The sequence below is a fragment of the Thiofractor thiocamini genome (assembly GCF_055384375.1).
The window spans coordinates 804752-828831 of record NZ_AP042389.1 but is presented as its reverse complement, the minus strand read 5'-3'; the positions used below and the strand labels follow the sequence as shown (position 1 = coordinate 828831).

At 34.8% G+C, this 24080-nt stretch carries 28 protein-coding genes and 1 other RNA gene; 22 read left to right on the top strand and 7 right to left on the bottom strand.

Translation table 11 applies throughout. The features are described 5' to 3' along the window. Positions 1 to 156: 156 nt before the first annotated feature. Positions 157 to 601, top strand: an RNA gene (gene rnpB, locus ACZ47B_RS04220) — RNase P RNA component class A. Here rnpB and ACZ47B_RS04215 read toward each other — a convergent pair. Continuing rightward, on the bottom strand, positions 600 to 1025 hold the full coding sequence (locus tag ACZ47B_RS04215) for a rhodanese-like domain-containing protein (RefSeq protein ID WP_464895437.1): 426 nt from the start codon (positions 1023 to 1025) through the stop codon (positions 600 to 602). The two genes, rnpB and ACZ47B_RS04215, sit on opposite strands and share 2 nt — an antisense overlap. 108 nt (positions 1026 to 1133) lie before the next feature. On the opposite strand from ACZ47B_RS04215, the gene ACZ47B_RS04210 reads away from it, so the two are divergent. From ACZ47B_RS04210 to ACZ47B_RS04185, 6 genes are read left to right on the top strand one after another with little or no spacing between them, the layout of a single operon-like run. Further along, on the top strand, positions 1134 to 1583 hold the full coding sequence (locus ACZ47B_RS04210) for a hypothetical protein (RefSeq protein ID WP_464895436.1): 450 nt from the start codon (positions 1134 to 1136) through the stop codon (positions 1581 to 1583). 57 nt (positions 1584 to 1640) lie between these two features. Next, on the top strand, positions 1641 to 1997 hold the full coding sequence (locus ACZ47B_RS04205) for a hypothetical protein (RefSeq protein ID WP_464895435.1): 357 nt from the start codon (positions 1641 to 1643) through the stop codon (positions 1995 to 1997). 3 nt (positions 1998 to 2000) lie between these two features. Beyond that, positions 2001 to 3275 carry a hypothetical protein gene (locus ACZ47B_RS04200; RefSeq protein WP_464895434.1) on the top strand — a complete coding sequence of 425 codons (1275 nt, stop codon included), beginning with the start codon at positions 2001 to 2003 and terminating at the stop codon, positions 3273 to 3275. Between the two features lie 3 nt (positions 3276 to 3278). Next, positions 3279 to 3581 (top strand): metal-sulfur cluster assembly factor, encoded by a 303-nt coding sequence (locus tag ACZ47B_RS04195; protein ID WP_464895433.1) that lies wholly within the window; start codon positions 3279 to 3281, stop codon positions 3579 to 3581. Then, the gene (locus tag ACZ47B_RS04190; protein ID WP_464895432.1) at positions 3581 to 4186 is read left to right on the top strand and encodes an FmdE family protein; all 606 of its coding nucleotides are present in this window, start codon (positions 3581 to 3583) and stop codon (positions 4184 to 4186) included. Before ACZ47B_RS04195 ends, ACZ47B_RS04190 begins: the two co-directional genes overlap by 1 nt. 23 nt (positions 4187 to 4209) lie before the next feature. Continuing rightward, positions 4210 to 4713, top strand: a complete 504-nt coding sequence (locus ACZ47B_RS04185; protein WP_464895431.1) for a shikimate kinase — start codon at positions 4210 to 4212, stop codon at positions 4711 to 4713. Positions 4714 to 4731: 18 nt separating this feature from the next. On the opposite strand, the gene ACZ47B_RS04180 is transcribed toward ACZ47B_RS04185, so the two are convergent. Then, complete coding sequence (locus ACZ47B_RS04180) at positions 4732 to 5874, bottom strand: OmpP1/FadL family transporter (RefSeq protein ID WP_464895430.1); 1143 nt, start codon at positions 5872 to 5874, stop codon at positions 4732 to 4734. A gap of 335 nt (positions 5875 to 6209) precedes the next feature. Here ACZ47B_RS04180 and ACZ47B_RS04175 point away from each other — a divergent pair, with 335 nt between their 5' ends. The 7 genes from ACZ47B_RS04175 to ACZ47B_RS04145 are packed head-to-tail and all read left to right on the top strand — an operon-like array spanning position 6210 to position 12136. Continuing rightward, positions 6210 to 6653 (top strand): MarR family winged helix-turn-helix transcriptional regulator, encoded by a 444-nt coding sequence (locus tag ACZ47B_RS04175; protein WP_464895429.1) that lies wholly within the window; start codon positions 6210 to 6212, stop codon positions 6651 to 6653. Positions 6654 to 6657: 4 nt separating this feature from the next. After that, the gene (locus ACZ47B_RS04170; RefSeq protein ID WP_464895428.1) at positions 6658 to 7173 is read left to right on the top strand and encodes a YeeE/YedE thiosulfate transporter family protein; all 516 of its coding nucleotides are present in this window, start codon (positions 6658 to 6660) and stop codon (positions 7171 to 7173) included. Next, entirely contained in the window at positions 7173 to 7784 is a 612-nt protein-coding gene (locus tag ACZ47B_RS04165) for a YeeE/YedE thiosulfate transporter family protein (RefSeq protein WP_464895427.1), read from the top strand. Before ACZ47B_RS04170 ends, ACZ47B_RS04165 begins: the two co-directional genes overlap by 1 nt. Next, the gene (locus tag ACZ47B_RS04160) at positions 7781 to 8143 is read left to right on the top strand and encodes a hypothetical protein (protein WP_464895426.1); all 363 of its coding nucleotides are present in this window, start codon (positions 7781 to 7783) and stop codon (positions 8141 to 8143) included. The genes ACZ47B_RS04165 and ACZ47B_RS04160 overlap by 4 nt, the downstream gene beginning before the upstream one ends. A gap of 25 nt (positions 8144 to 8168) precedes the next feature. Beyond that, complete coding sequence (locus tag ACZ47B_RS04155; RefSeq protein ID WP_464895425.1) at positions 8169 to 9062, top strand: sulfurtransferase; 894 nt, start codon at positions 8169 to 8171, stop codon at positions 9060 to 9062. A gap of 33 nt (positions 9063 to 9095) precedes the next feature. Then, a complete protein-coding gene (locus ACZ47B_RS04150) occupies positions 9096 to 10844 on the top strand; it encodes a hypothetical protein (protein ID WP_464895424.1) in 1749 nt (582 codons plus the stop codon). 47 nt (positions 10845 to 10891) lie between these two features. Continuing rightward, entirely contained in the window at positions 10892 to 12136 is a 1245-nt protein-coding gene (locus ACZ47B_RS04145) for a cytochrome c3 family protein (RefSeq protein ID WP_464895423.1), read from the top strand. Here ACZ47B_RS04145 and ACZ47B_RS04140 read toward each other — a convergent pair. Beyond that, positions 12133 to 13263: an OmpP1/FadL family transporter gene (locus tag ACZ47B_RS04140; protein WP_464895422.1), complete on the bottom strand. Its 1131-nt coding sequence runs from the start codon at positions 13261 to 13263 to the stop codon at positions 12133 to 12135. The two genes, ACZ47B_RS04145 and ACZ47B_RS04140, sit on opposite strands and share 4 nt — an antisense overlap. Positions 13264 to 13635: 372 nt before the next feature. On the opposite strand from ACZ47B_RS04140, the gene ACZ47B_RS04135 reads away from it, so the two are divergent. From ACZ47B_RS04135 to ACZ47B_RS04120, 4 genes are read left to right on the top strand one after another with little or no spacing between them, the layout of a single operon-like run. Beyond that, a complete protein-coding gene (locus ACZ47B_RS04135) occupies positions 13636 to 14226 on the top strand; it encodes a LemA family protein (protein ID WP_464895421.1) in 591 nt (196 codons plus the stop codon). Beyond that, on the top strand, positions 14226 to 15077 hold the full coding sequence (locus tag ACZ47B_RS04130; protein WP_464895420.1) for a TPM domain-containing protein: 852 nt from the start codon (positions 14226 to 14228) through the stop codon (positions 15075 to 15077). The genes ACZ47B_RS04135 and ACZ47B_RS04130 overlap by 1 nt, the downstream gene beginning before the upstream one ends. Then, the gene (locus ACZ47B_RS04125) at positions 15077 to 15697 is read left to right on the top strand and encodes a TPM domain-containing protein (RefSeq protein ID WP_464895419.1); all 621 of its coding nucleotides are present in this window, start codon (positions 15077 to 15079) and stop codon (positions 15695 to 15697) included. The genes ACZ47B_RS04130 and ACZ47B_RS04125 overlap by 1 nt, the downstream gene beginning before the upstream one ends. After that, on the top strand, positions 15694 to 16380 hold the full coding sequence (locus ACZ47B_RS04120) for an ABC transporter permease (protein ID WP_464895418.1): 687 nt from the start codon (positions 15694 to 15696) through the stop codon (positions 16378 to 16380). The genes ACZ47B_RS04125 and ACZ47B_RS04120 overlap by 4 nt, the downstream gene beginning before the upstream one ends. Here ACZ47B_RS04120 and ACZ47B_RS04115 read toward each other — a convergent pair whose 3' ends face one another. Beyond that, a complete protein-coding gene (locus tag ACZ47B_RS04115; RefSeq protein WP_464895417.1) occupies positions 16381 to 16731 on the bottom strand; it encodes a hypothetical protein in 351 nt (116 codons plus the stop codon). An 11-nt stretch (positions 16732 to 16742) separates the two neighbouring features. Next, a complete protein-coding gene (locus tag ACZ47B_RS04110) occupies positions 16743 to 16937 on the bottom strand; it encodes a hypothetical protein (protein WP_464895416.1) in 195 nt (64 codons plus the stop codon). Positions 16938 to 17006: 69 nt separating this feature from the next. On the opposite strand from ACZ47B_RS04110, the gene abc-f reads away from it, so the two are divergent. Beyond that, positions 17007 to 18941, top strand: a complete 1935-nt coding sequence (gene abc-f / locus ACZ47B_RS04105; protein WP_464895415.1) for a ribosomal protection-like ABC-F family protein — start codon at positions 17007 to 17009, stop codon at positions 18939 to 18941. Between the two features lie 40 nt (positions 18942 to 18981). Here the strand turns inward: abc-f and flgG are convergent, their stop codons facing one another. Both flgG and ACZ47B_RS04095 read right to left on the bottom strand, forming a co-directional pair. Beyond that, positions 18982 to 19770, bottom strand: a complete 789-nt coding sequence (gene flgG, locus ACZ47B_RS04100) for a flagellar basal-body rod protein FlgG (protein ID WP_464895414.1) — start codon at positions 19768 to 19770, stop codon at positions 18982 to 18984. Between the two features lie 9 nt (positions 19771 to 19779). Next, complete coding sequence (locus ACZ47B_RS04095) at positions 19780 to 20586, bottom strand: flagellar hook-basal body protein (protein WP_464895413.1); 807 nt, start codon at positions 20584 to 20586, stop codon at positions 19780 to 19782. A gap of 117 nt (positions 20587 to 20703) precedes the next feature. On the opposite strand from ACZ47B_RS04095, the gene amrA reads away from it, so the two are divergent. The 3 genes from amrA (at position 20704) to ACZ47B_RS04080 (ending at position 24078) form a co-directional block, all read left to right on the top strand. After that, entirely contained in the window at positions 20704 to 21264 is a 561-nt protein-coding gene (amrA, locus tag ACZ47B_RS04090; RefSeq protein ID WP_464895412.1) for an AmmeMemoRadiSam system protein A, read from the top strand. Between the two features lie 70 nt (positions 21265 to 21334). Further along, positions 21335 to 22171, top strand: a complete 837-nt coding sequence (gene purU, locus ACZ47B_RS04085) for a formyltetrahydrofolate deformylase (protein WP_464895411.1) — start codon at positions 21335 to 21337, stop codon at positions 22169 to 22171. A gap of 8 nt (positions 22172 to 22179) precedes the next feature. Next, a complete protein-coding gene (locus ACZ47B_RS04080; RefSeq protein WP_464895410.1) occupies positions 22180 to 24078 on the top strand; it encodes a hypothetical protein in 1899 nt (632 codons plus the stop codon). The last annotated feature ends 2 nt before the right edge of the window (positions 24079 to 24080 follow it).

Here is a 24080-nt window from a genome sequence, read left to right as displayed (position 1 = left end):
AAGTATTACTAAAAGTATTACTAAAAAATTGATAGAAATATCATAGTATAATATTTTTTAATTTTAACTTAATTATGGTATAATTCCAGACAAGGTATGGCAGATGGCTGCCCGCCCATACTTTTACGGTTTTTGGTATAGATGTTACATTTGGACTGCGAGTATCGGATGTGCCTATATGATAAAGTAAACCTTAGAAGTATGGGCGGGAGGAAAGTCCGGGCTGCTATAGGACAGGATTTCGCATAACATGCGACGAGAGCGATCTCAGGGAAAGTGCAACAGAAAGTAAACCGCCCGCCCATACTTTTATGGTTTTATTATAGATGCTTTAGGTGGACTGCGAGTAGCGTAGTAAACTTTATAACATAGCAAACCTTAGAAGTATGGGCGGGTAAGGGTGAAACGGTGGTGTAAGAGACCACCGGGCTTCAAGGTAACTTGAAGTGCCATGTAAACCCAATCCGCAGCAAGAAGAGACGGTAAGTCCTATATTATGCTTTTAAAGCATTTTACTCTTCGCTGAAGCTCTGCTGTAAAGCAGTAGCTTAGATGAATAGCCATCCATCGACAAAACCCGGCTTATCGCCATACCTTATTTAGAGATGCCCTTTATATGGAACGGTTTTCCTTCCTTTTTCTATCCATCCGTATATGATGCCACCGTTTAATTCATTTACATTTTTGTATCCTAGCTGTTTGTCTAAAAAGTTTCCAACTACTTTTGAGCGGTTTGCGTGTGCACAGTATAAGATAAAAGGCTGATTTTTATCTTTTACAATTTTTTGAAACTCTTTTAGCCATTTGTTTACATCGTATCTTCCATTTGCATCAAAAAACATCAATGGAACCGCTCCTTTTATGATACCTGTTTGTCTCCATTCCCCTGGTGTTCTTATGTCTATGACAGGAATTCCCTGTTTGGCAAGTTTTATGACTTCATTGTCACTTAAGTGATTGAATTTTGCAAAAGCAAAACTGCCAAGAAGTAAAATAGAAGCTACAATTTTAAGAATGTATTTCATTATTATCCTTTGTATAAAATTTGAAGCATAATAACTAAAATACATTAATGTAAAATAAACAAATTTTGAGTATAATGTCAGCTCAAATACATATTTTAGGGAGATGGATTGCTTTTTGATATCATACTTTTCACTCACATACTTGCAGCAGCCGCTTGGATAGGAGGTTCTATCCTTCTTTTTGGAATGGGTCTTTATTTTCGTGATAAAGATGCTCAAACTACGGTGTATTACTATATAGGTCCTTTTTACGGATATTTTGAAATGGTTGTCTTGACTATCCTTTTAATAACAGGAGGATATTTCATACATGCACTTAGTATCGGTGAAGTTGTCATGCATCCTCAAATGCTTTTGGCAAAATATTTCTATATCAAGATAACATTGGTCATACTTATCACTATCTCAACTATCATACATATGTATATATCACTAAAAGCTCACGGCAGGGATAGATCGATGAAAGAAAAGATTATCTCAAGAGGTACTTCACTTGCCATATTTATTTTAAATCTTGGAATTTTATGGTATGCCATAAAGATAAGAAGCTTGATTTAAATCAATGATTTTCAAAATTTTTGTGATATAATTCCATAAAATTAAAAAGGAGTAATTATGTCTGATTTTGATATAAAAAGACCGGAAGATGCCGAAGAGTTAAAAGTAGAGGGTCAAACTGTACCGTTTTATAAGTATAGAGTAGGAGATACAACCTATATAGAGTTTGATACAAGTAGATGTGGACCGCCTGAGCCTATGGTAAATGCAATGTTAGCTCTTAAGCTGATAGATAACCCAAATACAAAAGTACATATGCTAAATCATAAAAAACCTATGGGACTTTTGCCAAAAATCGAGGGAGAATATGACTATATAGATAAAGAGATAGATGGCATAACTCATCTTATTTTTACCAAAAAAGAGAACCCTACCTCAAAAACTGATTTTAATGATACAAACTGTCACGGATAAGAGATGGCAAAACAGTTAGCAACCGAGATGGCGCCACCTTTTAAACTGGTGGCTCATTACTTTATAGCAGGATCTATTTTTTACATTATAGCTTCATTTATGTTGCCTTTTTACTCACATGAGTTTGGTTCATACTTTTTATCTCCACAAATAGCAAGTTTGATGCACTTGTATCTTTTGGGATTTATCATGATGATAATATTTGGAGCTATGTATCAACTTGTGCCTGTTGTGCTTGAAATCCCCATATTTTCAAAAGATTTTGCTTATGTGCAATTTTATCTTTTTGTTACGGGTGTAGTTATCTTTTCATTGGCACTTGGAGTACCGGGATATACCAAAATGTTACCTTATGGGGCAATGCTTATGTATATCTCTATGCTGATCTTCATAGTCAATATCTTTTTAACTTATACAAGAATTGAACTATGGAGTATAACGGCAAAATATATACTTGTTTCAAATATATTTTTACTCATTGGTGTTAGTGTGGGTTTTTACATGGCACTTGATATCATCTACGGCTTTGGTGCTGATATAGTAAAGCTTGTTACACTTCATATATCACTTACCATAGTAGGATATATACTCATGACTATCATGGGTATAGGCATGATACTTTTACCTATGTTTTCTCTTTCGCATGGCTTTGGTGAAAAGTCTATAGTTGTAGCATTTTATACGGTTATAAGTGGTTTGGTTTTGTATATCGTATCCATATTTGCCAAATCCAAAAGTTTGAGTTTTGTTGCAGTTGCCCTTATAGCACTATCGGTTGTTTTGGCTCTTTATCAAATGTATGTCATATTTAAAGGAAGAATTAGAAAACAAAATGACTTTTGGGCAAAAAATATGATAGCTTCGTTTATAGCTTTGATAGTTGCACTCACGGTGCTTGTCGCAGCGATTGTTTTGGATTCGCAAATTTTATATATACTTTTTGGTTTTATACTCTTTTTTGGATTTTTTGTTTTTTTTATAGTGGGACATATTTATAAAATCCTTCCATTTTTGGTATGGTATCAAAGATACTCTCCACTTGTCGGAAAGATAAAAGTTCCAATGCTAAATGAAATGGTAAAAGAAAAAGTTGCAGATATACAGTTTTACATAACAACTGTTGGAGTTTTGGTGTGTAGTATAGCTATAGGATTTAAGATAAGCTTTTTGTTTATCATGGGGGCAATTATCATGGCTATCTCTACATTGTTAGTTATTTACAACATATACTATACTTTGGTATATGGACTTGATAGATTAAAAGATTTAAAGGATTAAAAAATGGCAGTTACAAAAGAACAGGTTGAAGATGCTATAAAAACGGTAGTTGACCCTGAGGTGGGATTTGATATATTTTCTCTTGGATTGATTTATGGTATAGATATAGATGGAGATAAGGTAAAAGTCACTATGACACTATCAACAAGAGGTTGTCCTTTGCATGAGATGATGAAGCAGTGGACAAAAGAGGCTGTTGAAAAGCTTGACGGTGTAAATGAGTGTGAAGTAGAAATCGTTTGGGAGCCGGCTTGGAATATCACTATGGCAAGCGATGAAGTAAAAAAAGCATTGGGAGCTATGTAATGAGTGATTTTCCTGAATTTTTTAAAAAAGTACCAAGTATAGTTACTTATGATCCATTGGCCGAACTACTTGGTACTTTTAAAGACGGCAAGATAAAATTTAATTATATTCAGATAGTAAAAGCTGCCGGGCATAGCTGTCCTACGGTTGCCGGAGCTTATGCTATGACTTATCATGCCCTAAAATCAATTTATGGCGAAGAGTTGCCTGTAAGAGGCGAGATAAAAGTGGAGTTTAAAGAGGGTTTGGAAGATGGAGTAGCCGGAGTTATAGCAAATGTGATAACCAACATAACTGGCGCTACAAGTAAGAGCGGTTTTAAAGGACTTGGTGGAAAGTTTGCCAGACACTCATTGATGTTTTTCGATGCTCCTATCGATTCTTCAGGTAGATTTACAAGGCTTGATAGTGGAAAAAGTGTGGATGTTTACTATGATCCAAGTCTTGTACCGGGTGATCCAAGAATGCAGCCTTTGATGCAAAAAGCTATGCAAGGAGTTGCCACAAAAGAAGAAAGAGAACTTTTTGGCAAACTTTGGCAGGAAAGAGTAAAAAAGATACTTATCGATCATCTTGATGATGTGGTAAAAGTGGTTGTTAATTAAAAATTAAAAATGAGAAATTAATAATGAAAAATATCATACTTGTCGGTTTTATGGGGGTGGGGAAAGGTACTATCGCTAGAGCATTGGCAAAAGAGAGTGATCTTTTTGCCATAGATACTGATGATTTGATAGAAAGTTTGGAAAATAGAAAAATCAAAGAGATATTTGCCAAAGATGGTGAAGAGTATTTTCGAAAGCTTGAAAAAAAGTGTGCTTTATGGCTTCAAAAAAGTGTTAAAAACAGTATCATTTCAACCGGTGGAGGTTTTTACAAACAAAAAAATATTAAAAAAATAGGTCAAGTAATTTATCTAAAATCCTCCTTTGAAGCTATCTTAAAAAGACTTCAAGATCACCCTAATGCTACAAAAAAACTGGCTAAACGACCACTTTTACAAGATATTAAAAAAGCAAAAGAGTTATATAATCAAAGAGTTAAAGAGTATGAAAAGATAGCGGATATAACTGTAGTGGTAGAAGATAAAAGTATAAATGATATAACAAAAGAGATCCTATCGCAGGTATAACCCTGCGATAGAAATATTTTAGAATTTATATCTCATAGAAAAAGCTACTGAAGTTTCACTATGTTTTACTTCGATATTTCCTCCGCCGTAACCTGTTGCGTTAACGGTTTTTTCCGGTGCATATACAATATCAAAATCAAGTGATAAATGTTTTGTTATCCTAGTTCCGGCACCTACGGAGAAATGGCTCTCTTCAGTAGCCGGGAACATTATGTAGTTAAATGAGTTAAGTTTTGCATTTGTGTCCATACCTGTAGTTTGATAGTTAGTAATAGGATTTTTTGCATAGTTGTAACCTATACCATACCAGGTTCCGTCTTTTTCATATTTGGCACCTATCGCATATACGTTTTGATCTTTCCAGCCAAAGTCCTTATATCCGTCAGCACTTCCCCATTTGATTCTTTTGTAGTCAAAAGATATATTTATATTTTTATTGAAATCATATGAAAAACCCGCACCAAATTCTGCCGGCTGCTGTAACTTGTCGCTCATGGTCATTCCGAAGCCGGCTGCTGCAGTGCTTAGCGTATGATCGTAGGTCATACTGATTGCCGATTTGTAAACGGCGCCAAAACGAAGAACAGGCACAATGTCATAAGTGAAACCTGTTTCGAACCCTATACCAAAATCGTCACTGCTTCCTTCTCCAACCGGAGCACCGTTGTTATATGATATGTCCAAAGAACCGTATTGTACGACAGGAGCAAAGCCAAATGCGAATTTATCATTATGATAAGCTATCGCGGGTGCAAATTTCATAAGAAGTAGGTTTGTTCTTGAATTCATGAGGCTGAGATTGTTGCTGTCTCTAAAATCTACACCCATTCCGGCTGATCCGTACATGCCTATACCATAAGAAAATCTTTTATTGATATTTTCTGAAACGGAAACTTCTGGGATGACGTTTTTATCTGCATCACTTGTTGAACCGTTGGTTTTGATAGTTGGAGCAAAGTAGGTTGCGCCAAAGTCAATCTCACCGCCTTTTGAATTTGATATAAGAGCAGGATTTGACAAAACATTTTCAGCTCCAAAGAAAGTAGCGATTCCTACTCCACCCATAGCTCTTGATTTGGCACCTAGACCTATGAGGGTATCACCGTTAGTTGCAAAAAGCGCTACGGCACCTACTAAACTCATACTAATGATTTTTTTCATTATTTCTCCTTAAAGATATTGCACATAATGTATGATATATGTGTGTTACAAAAGAATTATAATAAGTTTTTGTTATATTGTCAAGTTTTATTTTAATATTCTAAAATTTTATATATAGCTGATATAAAGGTGCTACATTAAGTAACATTATAAGAAAATCAAATATTTTAATTTAATTTTTTAAGAAAATTACAAAAAAGTATCTTTTTTATTTTAATAATTTAACAAAGCTTGACAATCATAAAAAAATATTATACAATTTCATCACAAAAATTAGTTAAGTATGTTAACTATTTATGGAGTAAACTATTAAAAGTATAGATAAATACACCCAGATGATTGTCGAACTGACTTATGAGTTGGAGAAAAATTGCCAAAAAAAAGAGACGATTTTTTGTAAACGCATAAAACTAACTCCTATGGAGTTTAGATGTGTAAGAAATCTATATGAAAATGAGACTATTTTAGCAAATGAGTTGGCAAGCCATCTTGGAGTAACAAGACCAAGGATAACAAGCATACTAAATAAACTTGAAGAAAAAGAGCTTATCCAAAGAGTTATAGATGAAGATGACAGAAGAAATATCAAAATTTCGCTAAGTCAAAAAGGAAAAGAGTTTGCAAAAGAGATGTGCAAAGAGTATATGTCATTTCATAAAGATATACTCAAAGAGATAGACAAAGATAAAATGGAAGAGTTGTTTTCAAACTTGAGTACATTTCACAAAGTGTTATCAAATTATATGATAAAAAATCAAACAAAAACAGGAGGGAAGTAGTACAATGGAAGAAAAAAAGTACTGGAATCCTATATTTAGCGGATTTCTACTCGGTACGGTTTTATTTATCGCTTATGCTATAGCCGGACAGGGCATAGGTGCAAGCGGTGCATTTGCAAGAGCGACAGCACAGCTTAGTTATCTAGTCGATCCAAGTTTTGCAGAAAACGCATATGCAGGCAAATATCTAAGACATGGAAATGCTCTTGGAAACTGGATAGTGGTTGAGCTTGTAGGAGTTATGATAGGCGGATACTTAAGTGCGGCATTTTCAGGCAGAATAAAAAATGCTGTAGACAAAGGTATAGACTACCCGGTAAGCAAGAGGCTTTTTTGGGCATTTTTAGGCGGTGTTTTAGTGGCTTTTGCTACAAGACTAAGCAGAGGATGTACAAGTGGACAGGCTCTTAGCGGCGCAGGCGGATTTTCAGTGGGTGCTTGGATATTTATGCTGAGTGCTTTTGGAGCGGGTATGCTTTTGGCTCCTTTTTTTAGAAAACAGTGGAAAGGACTTAAGTGATGGATTGGCTATTTCCTCTTTTTACAACGGGACAAATTACAAACAATCTAAATCTTTTTATAGGACTGTTTATAGGTATAGGTTTTGGGTTTGTGCTTGAAAAAGCCGGCTTTGGAACATCAAAACATATAGCAACGGTTTTTTATTTTAGAAATTTAAGAGTTACCCAGACTATGATAGCTGCCATAGCAACCGCCGCTACTTGGGTAGTGATATTTAGTTATATGGGATGGATGGATTTTTCAAAAGTTTTCATACCAATTACTTATGTTTGGCCTTATTTGGTTGGCGGAGCTATATTTGGTGCCGGTATGATAATGTCAGGATGGTGCCCGGGGACTTCTGTGGTAGGATTGGTGTCAGGCAAAATCGATGCAGCCGTTTTTGTTGTCGGGATGTTCGTGGGGATGTTCGTATATTTTCAAACTTATGCATCATTTGAGAGTTTTGCAAATTCGGGTAATCTTGGCAGATATACCATAGATAAACTAATAGGCGGAGATATGTTCACTACTTCCTATCTTGTAACTATTGTTTTGGCTATCGGGCTTGGTATATTTATGAATGTAATGAAAAGTATAGTAGATAAAAAATTAAGGAGTGAAGCATGAGTAGTTATAAAGTACCCGCAGTCGTAGGTGCTGTACTCTTGATTTTTGCGATCATCTTGTCTGTTGTATCAAACGGCAATGCAAATGTGCAAAAGCAAAGAGTGCAAAAGATTGTTTTAAAGTATAAACAATTATCAGATGAAGCTTTGAAAAATGGTGACACAGCTAAGGCGGTCAAGTTTGCAAAACTTGCCATAGAAGCAGATCCAAACGGAAAAGTAGGATATGCCTGCCTAAGTAATGCCATGGCTTCAAAGTATAAAAGTGTCGCTGCGCCTGCAGCTAATGAACAACCGACTCAGGCTCCGGCAAATGCACCGACACCTGATGATTCAAGTGATGACGAACTTGGTTGTTAGAATATATCAAATATAAGGAGTTTACATGAAAAAGTTTTTTTCAACATTAGTTTTAGCATTAGTTTTGGCTCTGCCTTCGTTTGCACTCAGTGTGCCTTCAACTCATCTGGTTTCAGCAGATTGGTTGGCGAAAAATGCCTCAAATGTAGTCATAGTTGATTTAAGTAAGCCAAAAACTTATGCAAAAGGTCATATACCAGGTGCCGTTAATGTACCTAAGAAAAAGTTTTTTATGGGTTATATGGGAGATATAAAACATCTTTTAAATACTCCTGAGCAAGTTCAAAAGCTTTTTAGAGATGCGGGCATCAACAATAACAGTACAGTTGTTTTTACCGCTCATGTTAAAAAAGCTAAAAAGTTTACAGATATGACAAGAGGCTTATGGACCGCATGGGTTTATGGTTTAAAAAATGTAGCAATCCTTGATGGTGGTATAGAAGCATGGAATGGTAAACTTTCAACTGTAGCTGCTACACCTTCAAAAGGTAACTTTACACCTGCAAAACTTTCAACTACAGATGTAAAAACTTGGAGAGATGTATACAGTGCAATGATAAACAAAGATGCTCAAATCGTTGATGCAAGAGAGATGAAGCACTATGTTGGAAAAGATAAAGATAAAAGACTTAAAAGACATGGACATATTCCTGGAGCAAAAAAAGTTTCAGCTTATCTATTTGCAAAAAAAGATGGAAAACTTTTCAAGCTTGTTTCACCTGCTGAGGCTAAATCTATGATAGAAAAAGATGGCGTATCTTTGGATAAACCTATTGTTACATATTGCAACACAGGTCATCTTGCAACTGGTACTTGGTTTGTGACAAAATTTTTAGCAGGAGCTAAAAATGTAGGTGATTATGATGCTTCTATGTATGAATACTCAAGATCAGCCATGCCAGTAGCTCAAGGCAAATAACATTCAAGAGCAGGATTTCCTGCTCTTTGTCTTATGAATATATTTTTATCTATCTTTCTTATATTTTCTCTTTTTTCAAATTTATATGCAAATAAGCCTGATAATTGTTTACTGTGCCATCAAAATACAAGCAAGATAGATAACTTTCACCCGTATAAAACTTTTGGTTGTTATAGTTGCCATGGGGGTAATCAGTATGCAACCACTAAAAAAGAAGCTCATAAAAATATAGTCTTAAACCCCGCAAGACTTGAGCATGCCTCTTTATTTTGCGGTAAATGTCATGCCAAGATCATTCATCGTATAAAAAACTCCATAATGAACAATATGCATGGTATCTATGATATTTTAAGATACCAATTCCATGAAACAAAAACTATAAAAACTACAAAAGGTATCCAAAGTATAAAAGGAACCCCCTTAAACAAACAAAGTTTGGCCCAGAGTCACTTTAGAAAACTTTGTGCTGCTTGTCATATCAATCAAGATGAAAAAATTTTTAAAAGTTATGCTCCAAGGGGTGGAGGATGTGTGGATTGCCACAGAGTTGAATTAAAAATGAAAAATGAAAAATTAAAAATTAGCAAAAGATTTGTACATCCGAGGTTTACAACCAAGATACCTTCTAAAAACTGTTTGAAGTGTCACAATAGATCAAACCGTATAGGGCTTTCTTACTTTGGGAAGTATGAGAGTGAGAGTTATGGGACTCCTTATAAACATGGTGAATTTACTCATAAGATTGAGAAAAATAGATACTACTATAAACTAAAAGCAGATATTCATCATACAAAAGCAGGACTTGATTGTATAGATTGTCACACGGAAGTTGGAGTTATGGGTGACGGAAAAGTGCATAAGCATATGGAAGGAGCAGTTGATATATCTTGTAAAGATTGTCATAAGCCAAAGTTTGCAGATTCATCAAAGTATGCTTTGCCTTCACTCTTGAGTGTTGTAAATGCTAGTGTGCCTATCGGAAAAAAAATTGCCTTGACAAAAAGAAAAAAAACTCCTTTATATAATCTCCAAAAAGATAAAAACAGCATAAAATTTTATAGAAAGAGAGATGGAAAAAGTTTTAAATTAACTTTCATGAGTGATAAGCCATATCATACGCTAACCATACATAAAAGACTTGATTGTTCGGCATGTCACAGCTCATGGGCGCCAAGTTGCTATGGATGTCATGAAGTTTATCTTGATAAAGGAAAACAGTTTGACTGGGTAGCAAAAAAGGTGACCAAGGGGCAATGGCAGGAGTTTAGAAGTTTTTTAAGGTGGGAGTCACCGAGCCTTGGCATAGGATATGATAAAAAAATCATGCCTTTTGCTCCGGGATGTCAAGTGATAGGTACGATATTTAAAGATAAAAAAGTAAAGAAATTTCACTCTATGGCGATGGCGGGATGGGACCCTCATACTACTCGAAAAACTTCAAGGAACTGTGAAGACTGTCACTTCAATCCGGCAAGCCTTGGGCTTGGCAGGGGGATATTTGATATAAAAAAGGGAAAGATAGTTTTTGAGCCGTTTTATGACTCCAAAAAAAGCGGGCAACCTTTTTCTTATCCGATTGACGCATTTGTTTCAAAAGAGGGTAAGCAGTTTCAAACTACATCAAGAAAAAATGCCAGAAGTTTCAACAAAAAAGAGATACTAAAGATAGTAAATGCCTATAAGTGCATCATTTGTCATGATAAATATAGTGATAAGATATATAAAGATTTCAACAAATCAAAAAAACTTTTTTATAGCGGTAAAGCAAAATGTTTAAGATAGTTGTTGGTTGTTGGTTATTGGTTATTGGTTCGTGGGGCGGAGAATGTTTGAAGTGTCATAAGAGTATGGGTGAAAAGTGTCAAAAATCTATCCACTATACTCTAAAAAAAGCCATCAATATCACAAGAAAAACCTGGGGGATAAAAAACAGCAATGTAACTTTGCAAACTCTTCCACAACCTAAAACAGATATAAAAAAACCAGCTGATTTGGTGGATGATTTTTTAAGAAGAAAGTGTTTGAAGTGCCATATAGATATAAGAAATAGTGACGGATGTCTCTCTTGTCACAATAGACACCAAGGGGAGGGTACATATAAAAATGCAAAACCTACTATGGATAAATGCTTGAAGTGTCACAATAAAGAGTATATAGGTACCGACTACAAAGGGATGTTTCCAAAAGATTTTGAGCATAGCTACAGAGCACCGCTAACTAAAAAAGGGTATTTTCCTCCAAAAAAATATGGTATGGATTTTCATCATCTAAGTGAGGATGTGCACTATAAAGCAGGTCTTGGTTGCATGGACTGTCATGACAAAAAAGATATGCAAGGTGAAAAAAAAGTAAGTTGTGTAAAATGCCATAAAAAGATAAGTAAAGAAAATCACCCGTCTTATCACAAAAAGATTTCATGTATAGCTTGCCACTCCTCTTGGGGGGTGAACTCTTATGAATTATCAGTTTTTAGAGATGACACAGCTGATTATAAAAAGTGGAAAAGATTGACTTTGCAAGAGGATGAGTATCTGTATAATTTTTTGCAAATTGCTTTAAAAAGCAAAAAAAAGATAACTCCCGTTATGCCTGATTGGCTAAGCCATAAGTTAAAACCCGGGATTTGGTACAGTGGTTACAGATATAGAAGATGGGAAGATCTTTATCTTGCAAATGATAAAGACGGTAAAATAAAACTCTTTAGACCACTTTATCAGTACAGGATAAGCTATAGAGATAAAAATGGTAAAATGGTTTTGGATGATGTAGGTAAAACAGATGGAAAAAAGATAGAAATTTGGTTATCTTATGCGCCCCATACCATCGGCAAATATGCAAAAACATGTGAAATGTGTCACAATAATCCGCTTTTGTTTAATTCTAAAAAAGATGGTACGGTAAGAGACTTGAAGTTGCCAAATCATTTATACAATGCCACATCTTTAACCAAAGAGCAGTTAAAAAGAATGAAATCAAACAAATACAAGAAAATAAGAGCTGAAAAATTATACTTTTTAACAGGTAGTGGAATCAATTTTACCGGAGATAAAAACTCCGGTAAAAAAGGTAACTAGAAATCATATCTTATAGAAAAGGCTATGGATGTTTCACTGTGCTTGACTTCCATGCTTCCACTGATTGTATCGACAGTTATGCTCTTTTGAGGTGAATACACCACATCAAAATCTAATGCAAGATGCTTGGTAATCTTTGTTCCGGCACCAATGCTATAGTGTTGCTCCGATGTTGCAGGAAACATCAGATAGTTCAAAGTGTTGAATACATTCTTGAAAGCACCCCCATAATCTTTTACAAGTGGATTTTTCGCATAATTAAATCCAACAGCATACCATGTGTGATCTTTTTCATATTTTATACCGGCAGCATATACATCTTGGTTTTTCCAGCCAAAATCCCCATATCCTTTTGCTTGAGACCATTGTATATTTTTATAATCAAATGAAAAATCACAACATGAAAGTTTATAGGAAAGACCTATGCCATACTCTGCAGGTTGTTCTAAATCATCACTTTTTATATAGCTCCCTATACCAAAATCATTTGCGGCAGATTTTAATTGGTGAGCATAGCTCATGTCTATTGATGATTTGTATACTGCACCGATTCTAAGGGAGTTATCAAATATATATGTAGCTCCGATTTCGTATCCTATGCCAAAATCATCACTACTGCCTCTGCCGGTATTGTTGTATGATATATCCAGTGAGCCGTACTGGACCACCGGAGCAAATCCTATAGAAAAAGATTCATGTCTGTATGCAACCGCAGGAGCAAATTTCATAAGTAGTAAATTTGTTCTTGCCGCCATAAGTCTTGGATCTCTACTGTCTCTGTAGTCAACCCCCATGCCGGCCGATCCGAACATCCCTATACCGTAAGAAAAAGAGCCATCTATCTTTTCAGATATGGATACCTCAGGAATAACATTTTTGTCCGCTTTGCTTTTGTATCCATAAGCTCTTACGCTTGGGGCAAAATATGTAGCTCCAAAACTAACTTCCCCTTTTTTTGAATTACCGATAAGAGCAGGATTTGAGAGTGTATTTTCCGCACCAAAGAAAGTAGCTATGCCAACACCACCCATTGCTCTTGATTTTGCTCCAAGACCTATGAGGTTGTCACCGTTTGTAGCATATAGTACTGCCACACTTACCAAGCTTCCAATAATGATTTTTTTCATTATTTTTTCTCCTGTAATTTTTTTATTTTTTGTCAAGATATAACAAAATTTTGAAATTATAGTTATAATATCTTAGTTTGTCAAGTTAAATATAATAAATAAGAAATATGTACTAATACATCAATAAATCCCTAAAATCAGGTAACTGTAACTTGGAGTGGATTATGAAATAAACTTGTTTAATTATTTAGATAACTAAATAATTAAAGATAATGTAATAAAATAAAAATAATTTTATAATCAAATAAATATAATCTATAATTATATGTAAAATCTATGTGTGTATTTTATGATCATTATATTTTTATGGCGGTATTATGACTATGCAATAAAAATGGTATAATTTCTAAATAATTTGTTTTAGGAGAGTTTATGAAAAAGATATTTAACGGTTTGTTGATATTGATGATCGGAGTACTTTTTAGCGGTTGCATGATAAACAATGTACCTACATACGATGAAGAAGTAAAGGCAGCTTGGGCTCAGGTGGAAAACCAGTATAAAAGAAGAGCTGATCTTATACCAAATCTCATAGCTACGGTAAAAGGTTATGCAAAACACGAAAAAGATGTTTTAACCGAAGTTACAAAAGCAAGAAGCAAAGTTGCAAATATGACCATACCAAAAGATATACTGACCAATCCCGTAGCTTTTAAAAAATTTCAAGAGGCTCAAGGACAGCTTGGAAATGCACTTTCAAGACTTTTGGCGGTAAGTGAAAGATATCCGGATCTAAAAGCTGATAAAAACTTCCTTGCACTTCAGTCACAGCTTGAGGGTACTGAAAACAGGATAGCCGTTGCAAGGAGGGATTATATACAGGCAGTTAAAAAATACAATCTTGAACTTAGAATCATACCGAACAAGTGGATAGCGCATCTTCTCTATCCGGATGCAAAGCTGAAACAGACTTTTACCATAACCAAACAAGAAGCAAAAGTTCCACAGGTTAACTTTAACTGATGAAAAAAATCCTGCTGGCACTCTTTTGTACCATTTTTGTATACGGAGCCTTAACTTTTCCAAAATTAACAGGTAGAGTTGTTGATGAAGCAGGTATTTTGTCTGATGGAGCCAAAATAAAGATAGAGGGTCTGTTAAAAAGTGCAGAAAACAATTCATCGAATCAAGTGGTGGTTGTTACTTTAAAATCCCTTCAGGGGAATGATATAGCCGATTATGGGTATCAGCTTGGAAGGCACTGGGGTATCGGGCAGAAAAAGTTAAACAACGGAGTTTTACTCATAGTTGCACCAAACGAGAGAAAAGTCCGCATAGAAGTCGGCTATGGACTTGAGGGAAAATTGACCGATGCCATAAGTTCCGTTATCATAAATTCGGATATATTGCCATATTTTAAAAGAGGAGATTTTGACGGAGGAGTCATAAACGGTGTTAAAGCCATACTTTCTGTTTTAAAAGGAACCTATACAAAAGATGCAAAAACTTCCAAAAAAGATGATCTTGCGCCAATTCTGTTTTTTGCATTTATATTTTTTATCATGTTCACTCAGTCACTGTTTTCGCATAAATACAAAAATATTACTTCAAAGATCATTCCAAGTAGCTTCATAGGCTTTTTTGCATATGTATTTACATCTTCTTTGATCATAGGTATATTGATATTTGTTTTGGCATTCATACTTTTTTTATTTTCAAATGCGTTTAGCGGGACTTCGTCTTCAACGCCTACACTTATGGGTGGGGGAGATGATTTTTTTGATGACGGAGATAGTGGTTTTGGAGGATTTGGCGGAGGCTTCAGCGGTGGAGGCGGAGGCTTTGGCGGAGGAGGAGCAAGTGGGAGTTGGTAATGAACGGCATAAGTAAAGATACAAAAAAAATTATAGAACAATCGATAGCCGATATTGAATCAAAAAGTGATGCGGAGATCAGGGTGGTGGTAGCAGGCAGCTGTGACAGGTATAGGTATTCGATATTTATATACTCTCTTTTTGCTACGCTTTTGGTGCCTTTTGCAGTAAAAGTCGCAGGAATTCATATAACACAGACAAACCTTACGGCTTTGGTCGTAGCGACATTTTTATTTGTCTCTTTTGTACTTGAATACGGTAACATAAAGTACAGGATAATCCCCAAAAAAGTAAAAAAAGATAGATGTGAAAAGATGGCATTAACCCAATTTTACAAACTCGGTATCGATAAAACCAAAAACCATAAAGCCATACTTTTGTTTGTCAGTTTGAATGAGAGGTATATAAGAGTTGTGGCTGATGAGAATATCCAAAAAAAGATAAAAAATAATATTTGGCAAGGTATTGTAAGAGAGTTTTTAGAGTATGCAAAAAATGCTAAGGTAGATGAGGGTTTAGTACATATCACAAAAAAATGTGGCAAAATCTTGAAAGATAATTTTCCAAAAACCAATATGCAAAAAGAGAATGAGCTAAATAATGAAGTTGTAGAGATATGAAAATCATAAGTTTTTATCAATTATCGTATATGCTCATACCGCTTGGAATAACATGGTTTATATATAGCAGTTGGACTAAAAATAAAAAAGAGGTTGCATTAGCAACTTTTAGAATGGTTTTACAACTTTTAATGGTTGGTTATATCTTAAGATATATATTTGGTAGTAAAGATTCTGTTTTGGGATTTTGTGTTATTTTGATAATGATTAGTGCTTCAAGTTTTATAGCTTTGAGAAATGTAAAGGATAGAGATAGGAAAAACTATCTTCATTTTTTTATCTCTGTATTACTTGGTAGTAGTTTTAACCTATTTTTGGTTTTTTATTTTGTTTTGGAGTTGCATCCTTTTTATCAGCCAAGATATATCATACCACTTTCGGGTATGGTCTTTGCAAATGCCATGAATGCACTCTCTTTAACAGCAGAGAGATTTGAAAATGAGATAAAAAACCATAACTATGAAATGGCTAGAGCTATTTCATACAAAGCTTCCTTGATACCTCAGATAAACTCATTTTTTGCTGTGGGTATCGTATCGCTACCGGGCTTGATGACAGGACAAATCCTCTCAGGTGTAGATCCTATCATTGCCGTTAGATACCAGATAGTTATCATGGGAATGATACTTGGAAGTGCTGCTATGAGTACAGCTATATATCTTTTTTTGCAAAAAGTAAGATAACTATACAAGTTCGTTTTCTACAATATTAAGTATTGTTTTCACTATTTCTTCTTCTGGCAGAGTACATTCTATGCCATAAAGATCATCTTCGCTCTCAATAAAATTTTCTATCTCTTTTAAGCTTCTGATTTTTTCTTTTAAGAGTGGTAGCTTATCTATTCCTATGGCATTTTGCACTCTTTCATTTATGTAAACTATATAGTTGTAATCTTCAGGGTCAAATACATCCACTTCTTCACTGTCTTCGTCATCATAGTTCACGTCGACATTTACAAGGTCATTTAAATCCTGTACAAATTCCTTATCCTCTATCTTTTCAAAAAGTTTCGGATATTTCTCTTGTATATTCATGTTTTCTCCCTCTATTTTTTCTTCCAATTAAGTAGTTTGTCCCATCCCATGGAAAAAACGGTCGCTAAAAATGATAAAACCACAAAGTTCACTATGTTGAAAGCGATACCTTTTTCAGGCCTGTAAGTAAGATAAGAAAAAACAAATCCTATAACTACACCACTAATTATATTTTTATACCAGAAATTTTGCCATATATTATTCATATATACTCCAAATTTTTGATATATTATACATAAATTTCGCTATAATTTCCCAAAAATTACGGATAAGATATGGCAATACTGGATTTGTTGGAAGTTAGTAAAAATTATGAAATACAAAAGATACTTTGTGAAGTTGATTTTCACCTAAACGAGGGTGAAAGAGTAGCTATCATCGGTCAAAACGGCGGAGGGAAATCGACATTTTTAAATATACTTAACGGTTCACTCGAGCCTGATAATGGAAGAAGAGTGCTTAGTAACAATATAAAGATAGACATACTTCAGCAACAACCGGTGCTGAATGAAAACTTGAGCGTAAAAGATGCCATAGAAAATGAACTTCAAGAATTAAAAGAAAAAAAAGCAAGATTTGAAAAAGTCAGTGAGCTTTTGGCTGATGATTTCGAAAACAGAGAACTTCTTAGAGAGCAAGAGGAGTTGTCTCTTTATCTTGATATGCATGGAGCTTGGAGTATCGATGATAAGATAGAGAGAGTCTTGCAGGAGTTTGATTTAAAAAGATATGAGGATAAACAGGTCGGTATGTTAAGCGGTGGAGAGCAAAGAAGGGTTGCTTTGGCATCTTTGCTCCTTAAAAAACCGGATATCCTGCTTCTTGATGAGCCTACAAACCATCTTGATGTTTATATGGTCGAGTTTTTGGAAAGTTTGCTTTTAAAAGAGAAATTTACTCTTGTGTTTATTTCTCATGACAGGTACTTTATAGATTCACTTGCCACCAAAGTCATAGAGATAGATGAATGTAAACTAAGAAGTTTCAATGGAGGATATACCAACTATCTAAAACAAAAAGAGGAGCTTTTAGAGTCTGTGAAAAAAAGTCATGAAAATCTTTTGAAACTTTTAAAAAGTGAAGAAGAGTGGCTGAATCGTGGAGTAAAAGCAAGACTCAAAAGAAATGAAGGCAGGAAAAAAAGAGTATTGGAACTTCGTGAACAAGCCAAAAAAAATCCCTCCGTCATACGAAAAATGCAACTTCAACTACAAAGAGAGCAAAAAAATTTCAACCAAAGTGAAAGCAAAAACAGAAAAAAAATGCTCTATGAGCTGGAAGATATCTCTATCACACTTGGAGACAAAGAACTTATCAAGGATTTTACCGCCCGTATACTTCAGCTTGATAAGATAGCAGTTGTAGGGAAAAACGGTACCGGAAAATCGACTTTTCTAAAACTTCTGCTTGGAGAGATATCTCCTTCAAAAGGAACTATAAAAAGAGGCGAATTCAGAGTGGGATACTTTGACCAGGATAAAAAGATGCTTGACGATGACAAGACTCTTATAGAGACTTTTTGTCCAAATGGCGGGGACAGAGTGGATGTAAGAGGAAAAAATATGCATGTCTACGGATATCTAAAGAGTTTTCTTTTTCCAAAAGAGCATCTCGATAAAAAGATAGGTATCTTAAGCGGTGGTGAAAAGAGTAGGGTGGCTTTGGCGCTTTTGTTTACAAAGGAGTATGATTGTCTTATTCTTGATGAGCCTACCAATGATCTAGATATACCGACAATCAATATACTTGAAGAGTATCTGCAAAATTTTCAAGGAGCTTTGATATTTGTAAGCCATGATAGATACTTTGTCGATAAAATTGCAAGAAAACTTTTTATACTAAAGGGTAGTGGCAAAGTTGAAGAGAGTCACGGACAATACAGTGAGTATCTCGAGATAGAAAAAGAGTTGGAAGAATTAAGCGAATTCGAAAAAGATTTAGGCAAAAAAGAGCTTCCAAAGAAACAAAAAATCCAAAAAAAACTAAGCTATAAAGAAAACAGAATACTTGAAGAGTATCCGCCGCTGATAGAAAAACTCGAAAGTGAGATAAAAGAGATAAACGAGTGCTTAAGTGATCCTGAATGTTATAAAGAAAAAGGACTTGAAGAGTTATATAGAAATCTTCAGGTAAAAGAAAAAGAACTCGACGAACTTTTAGAGATTTATCTTGAAATTGAAGAAAAAAGAGAAAAATTAGAAGGTGAGTAGTAATTTGCTACTAACCACTCATTACTCACCCTTCACCATTTTATCGTTTTAGTTGATTGACGGTTTGAAGCATTTGATCCGAAGTCGTTATGGCTTTTGAGTTAGCTTCATATGCTCTTTGGCCGGTTATGAGATCTGTCATCTCTTCGACAAGTTGGACATTGCTCATCTCTACAAAGCCTTCTCTTATCTCTCCTATACCGTTTAGTCCGGGAGTTCCCACTATCGCATCGCCTGAAGCTGAAGTATCTATATAGTTATTGTTTCCAAGTGAGTGAAGTCCGGCAGGATTTACGAAATTTGCAAGTTGGATTTGTCCTATCTGGGTCATTTGGGTTTGACCGGCCTGCAAAACCGATACCGTTCCATCAGTTCCTACGGATATGGCGGTCGTATCGGAAGGTACTACTATCTGAGGTATAAGTTTGTAACCGTCTGAGTTTACCACATTTCCATCAGCATCTAGTTTAAATGCCCCGTTTCTTGTGTAAGCTGTAGTGCCGTCAGGAAGTTCGACTTGAAAAAAGCCGTTTCCCGTTATCGCCATATCTAAGTTGTTGCCGGTTTCTTTGAAATTTCCCTGTGTGAATTCTTTTGTTATGGCTGTCGGTCTGACACCAAGTCCCACTTCTATGCCTGTCGGCGAGGAAGTGTTCAAACTCGTCTGAGTTCCCGCATACTCCATCGTTTGATACATAAGGTCGGCAAATTCGGCTCTTTGCTTTTTGTATCCTATCGTGTTTACATTTGCTATATTGTTTGAAGTGGTATCTATCTGAGTTTGTTGCGCCATCATGCCCGTAGCTGCAGTGTATAATGCTCTTATCATTTATCTCTCCTATGCTTTCGTGCTTGCGAGTTTATTTATCGCATCACCGTTTAAGTCGTTCATTTGTGAACTCATCACTTTTTGGTACATTTCTACTAGTCTGTTGGTCTCTATGAGAGCCGTCATCTCTTTTACCGGATTTATATTGCTCATTTGTAAAAAACCCGAAGCTATATAATCCCCGTCATCACTCAATGATATATCGTTCAAATTGTCTATATCATAAAGGTTATCGCCAAATTTTTTTAAATTTGATAAGTTGTGGTTGAATTTTGCGATGTATAGCTTTCCTATCTCTTCACCGTCAGCGTATATGTTGCCATTGTCGGTTATACTTACACTCTTGCCGGCTGGAATGCTGATAGCCTGATGGTTTTTGAAGTAATTTGCCCCAAGTACCTGATATCCCTCTTTTGTACTTAATTCACCCTTTTCGTTAAGTATAAAAGCTCCGTTTTGGGTCAGTTTTAAGCCATCAGGGGTTTTAGCCAGGAAAAATCTATCACTTCTTTTAAGTGCTATGTCCAAAGGATTGTCTGTTTTTCTCATGGCTCCTTGAGAAAAGTCTGTATAATCTCTAACAATATGAGGAACTCTATCAAGAGATCTGTTTATGAATTTTGCGGCATCTTTTGTATTGTCTTTTATGGGTAGTTCATCTCTTTGCTGTTTTAAAATACTCAAAAAATCACCGATAACCACATCATCTCTTTTGAAGGCTGCAGTGTTAGTGTTTGCCAAATTGTTCGATATGGTATCAAGTCTGTTAAATTGTGTTACCATTGCGCCTACTGCCTGGTAGTATCCATTTTGCATAACATATCCTCATAAAATTCTTTAATTCTCACTTTGATAAAGCAATATATGTTCCAATATTTGGTATAATTAGTGAATAGTGAGTAGTAAAGAGTGAAGAGTTATAGGAGGTTGGTAATGGATATGGGAAATATTTATCTTAAATTGGCAAGAGCCGCCATAGCGCAGTCAGTTGGTATAGATTATGATCTTGACTTGGACAAACTCTTGAGTGATTATCCCGAACTTAAGGAGCTTGGCTCATCTTTTGTTACGATCACCAAAGGGGAAGAGCAAAGTTTGCGTGGATGCATAGGCTCTTTGGAGGCTTACAGACCCCTTTATGAAGATATTATACTCAATGCAAGAGCGGCTGCTTTGCATGACCCGAGATTTCAAGCTCTTAGCGAGTATGAGTATAACGACATAAAAGTTGAAGTTTCCATTCTTTCAAAGCCTGAGAAACTTGATTATGTTGATATAGAGGATTTGAAAAACAAAATCAGACCTGATGTTGATGGAGTGGTTTTAAAGCTTGACGGTCATCAGGCTACTTTCTTGCCACAGGTTTGGGAGCAGTTGCCGTCATTTGATCTATTTTTTGCTCATTTGTGTCAAAAAGCAGGATTGCAGACAAATTGTCTGATACATCATCCTGAAATCTATACTTATCAGGTTAAGAAATACAAAGAAAAGTAATTGCTTTAGAGTTCCCCTTAAGCTAAATTTTTGTATAATGTATCTTTTATTATGTTGTAGTGGAGTATAAATGCATAACAGTTACATTATAAAAGTAGATTGTCCCGATAAAAAGGGACTTGTATATACTGTATCGGAAGTTTTATATAAAAACGGTGTAAATATCATAACCAATAGAGAATTTGTCGACCTTGAAAACAGAAGATTTTTTTTCAGGGCGGAGGTTAACGGTGAAGTATCCATAAAGGATATAAAAAACGAACTCCAGGAAAAATTAGGAAACAACGCAAATATATACATATCCCAAAGAAAAAGAAAAAATATAGTCATAATGTGTACCAAAGAAGCGCATGCTCTTGGTGATATACTTATAAAACACTACAGCGGTGAACTAAACGCAAACATACTTGCCGTTATATCAAATTATGAAGTGCTGAAGTCACTTGTTTTAAAGTTTGATATACCATATCACTCTGTTTCTCACGAGAATCTAAGCCGCGCCCAACATGAGGAAAAAATACTACAAATCCTCAAAAATTATGATGTAGACTATATCGTACTTGCAAAGTATATGAGGATATTGACTCCTGAGTTTGTAAACAATTATAAAAACCGTATCATAAACATCCATCACTCATTTTTACCGGCTTTTATAGGAGCAAATCCTTACAAGCAGGCTTATAACAGAGGGGTGAAGATTATAGGAGCAACTGCACATATAGTAAATGACAATTTGGATGAAGGACCGATCATATCCCAGGATATCATAAGAGTAGATCATACATATAGTTGGAGAGATATGCAAAGAGCGGGAAGAAATGTCGAAAAAACGGTTTTATCAAATGCTTTGACTTTGGCACTTGATGATAAGATATTTATCAACGGTAACAAAACTATAATTTTTTAGGATTTATCATGGGAAATCATCTTTTGGATATAAGTGAAAAAATTACTAAAAGTATCTCCGTATGCCATATATATGCCGATAAAAACAGTTTGGAAGTTATGGATGAATATGCAAATCTTTTTTTAAAATATGACATTATAGATATAAAAGATGAGTACACGCTGCCTCCAAAAGCGCATATATTTATATTGGAATTTGAAAAAATTGATAAAAATATCCTTAAATTTATCCAAAAGATAGCTAAAAATTATAATTTTTCGCATATATATCTTTTTACCGCCATGGACACCAATACTTCGGTTTTGAAATTTTCATTGAATTATGATATAAAAAATGTATATAGCTTGAGTTGTAATGAAGATTTTATAAAAGAATTTTTAAATAAATCCGTAAAAAAAGCTGCTTTTCATTTGCATGAGATAAATATCTCATATCTAGGCGAACAAATGGATACAGTTTATCCTGTACTTGTTTTTGAAAGAAAAAAATTAAGTTATATAAATACAGGTGCAAAAAGATTTTTTAGTACGGATAATCTTCAATTTATAGAGAATATAATTAGAAAAAACAGAGACTTATATGCTTTAGTGACGGACTATAGATCATCTTTTTCAAGAATGCTTGTAGAAAACGGAAAGAAAGAGCACAAAGAGTTGTATTGTTCTATAAACTATCTTGAAAAAGAGCAAAAAACCATACTGAGCATACTTCAAAATGAAAATCTTATAGAAACCGATATAGAGGACTTGACGCAAAACAGGTTTATTTTCATAGAAAGATTGAAAGATAAAATAGTTCAGGCAAATATAACAAAAAAAGATTTTTTTATTGCTATGGTTTCCATAGATAACGGTGAGAACCTTCAAAATGTTTACTCAAAAGCCGAATATTACAATTTTTTAAAGGATTTTTTGTTAAATCTAAACAATTTCAAAGACAACAGTGAAAAGATAGTAGAGTGGAACAAAAATCTTTTTATCCTGCTTTACGAGGGAATGAATTTTGATAACATGAAAAACTTTGCTTCCATTTTGCACAACAATATCATAGAAAGTCAAAAAGAGAGTAAATTTGCACCTATCATAACAACATCGTTTTTTTCCATTATCAATAAAGACTTAAACAGCATCATTGAATTTATAGATAAAGTCGACAACAACACTTTGAGTATGGAAGAGATAGTAAAAGAAAATTATTTCGAGTATAAATTTTTAAATGACAGGATAAGCGAGCAAGAGCAGATAAATCATCTTTTGCATAATTGTATAAACAATAAAATACCAATAAAACTGTTAAATATTTACAAAGGTCTTTGCGTCAACACGGAGTCCAAAGTACTCAAATATGCTGATGGATTTTTTTACCTCAGTTGTGAAAAGCTTCAAAGATACATCATCAAGATAGACAATGAAACTGTTATACAAAGTCCTGCTTTTCCGCACGACATAAGAGCCGTGGTAAAATTTATCGATTTGTCAAAATCATATATAGTGGTCGAGAAATTTGAATTTTTAAAACATAGTGCCAACAACAGACAACATACAAGGGTTCAGCCGACAGTTAGAATCCCCATAACCATAAGAAAAGGAAATTTTGTAAAAAACGGGGAGATACTTGACCTCTCCATAAATGCTATAGCCGTTAAAGTAAAGCAGAGTATCGATAAAACACTTGAAGGAAGTGTTGTGCGAACCATGTTCAAACTTCCAAACAGAAAAAAAGAGGATGGATTCAGCCTTGTTGATGTGGAAGCTGAGATATTGATGGTTATCAAAATGGAAGATTTTACAAAAGTCGTTTTGAAACTAAAAGAAGAGGACGGAACCAATTCGGATATCCTTCAGTATGTATTTACCAGGCAAAAAGAGTTGGTGGTTGAATTGAAAAAAGCCATAAAAGTCCTGTAGGA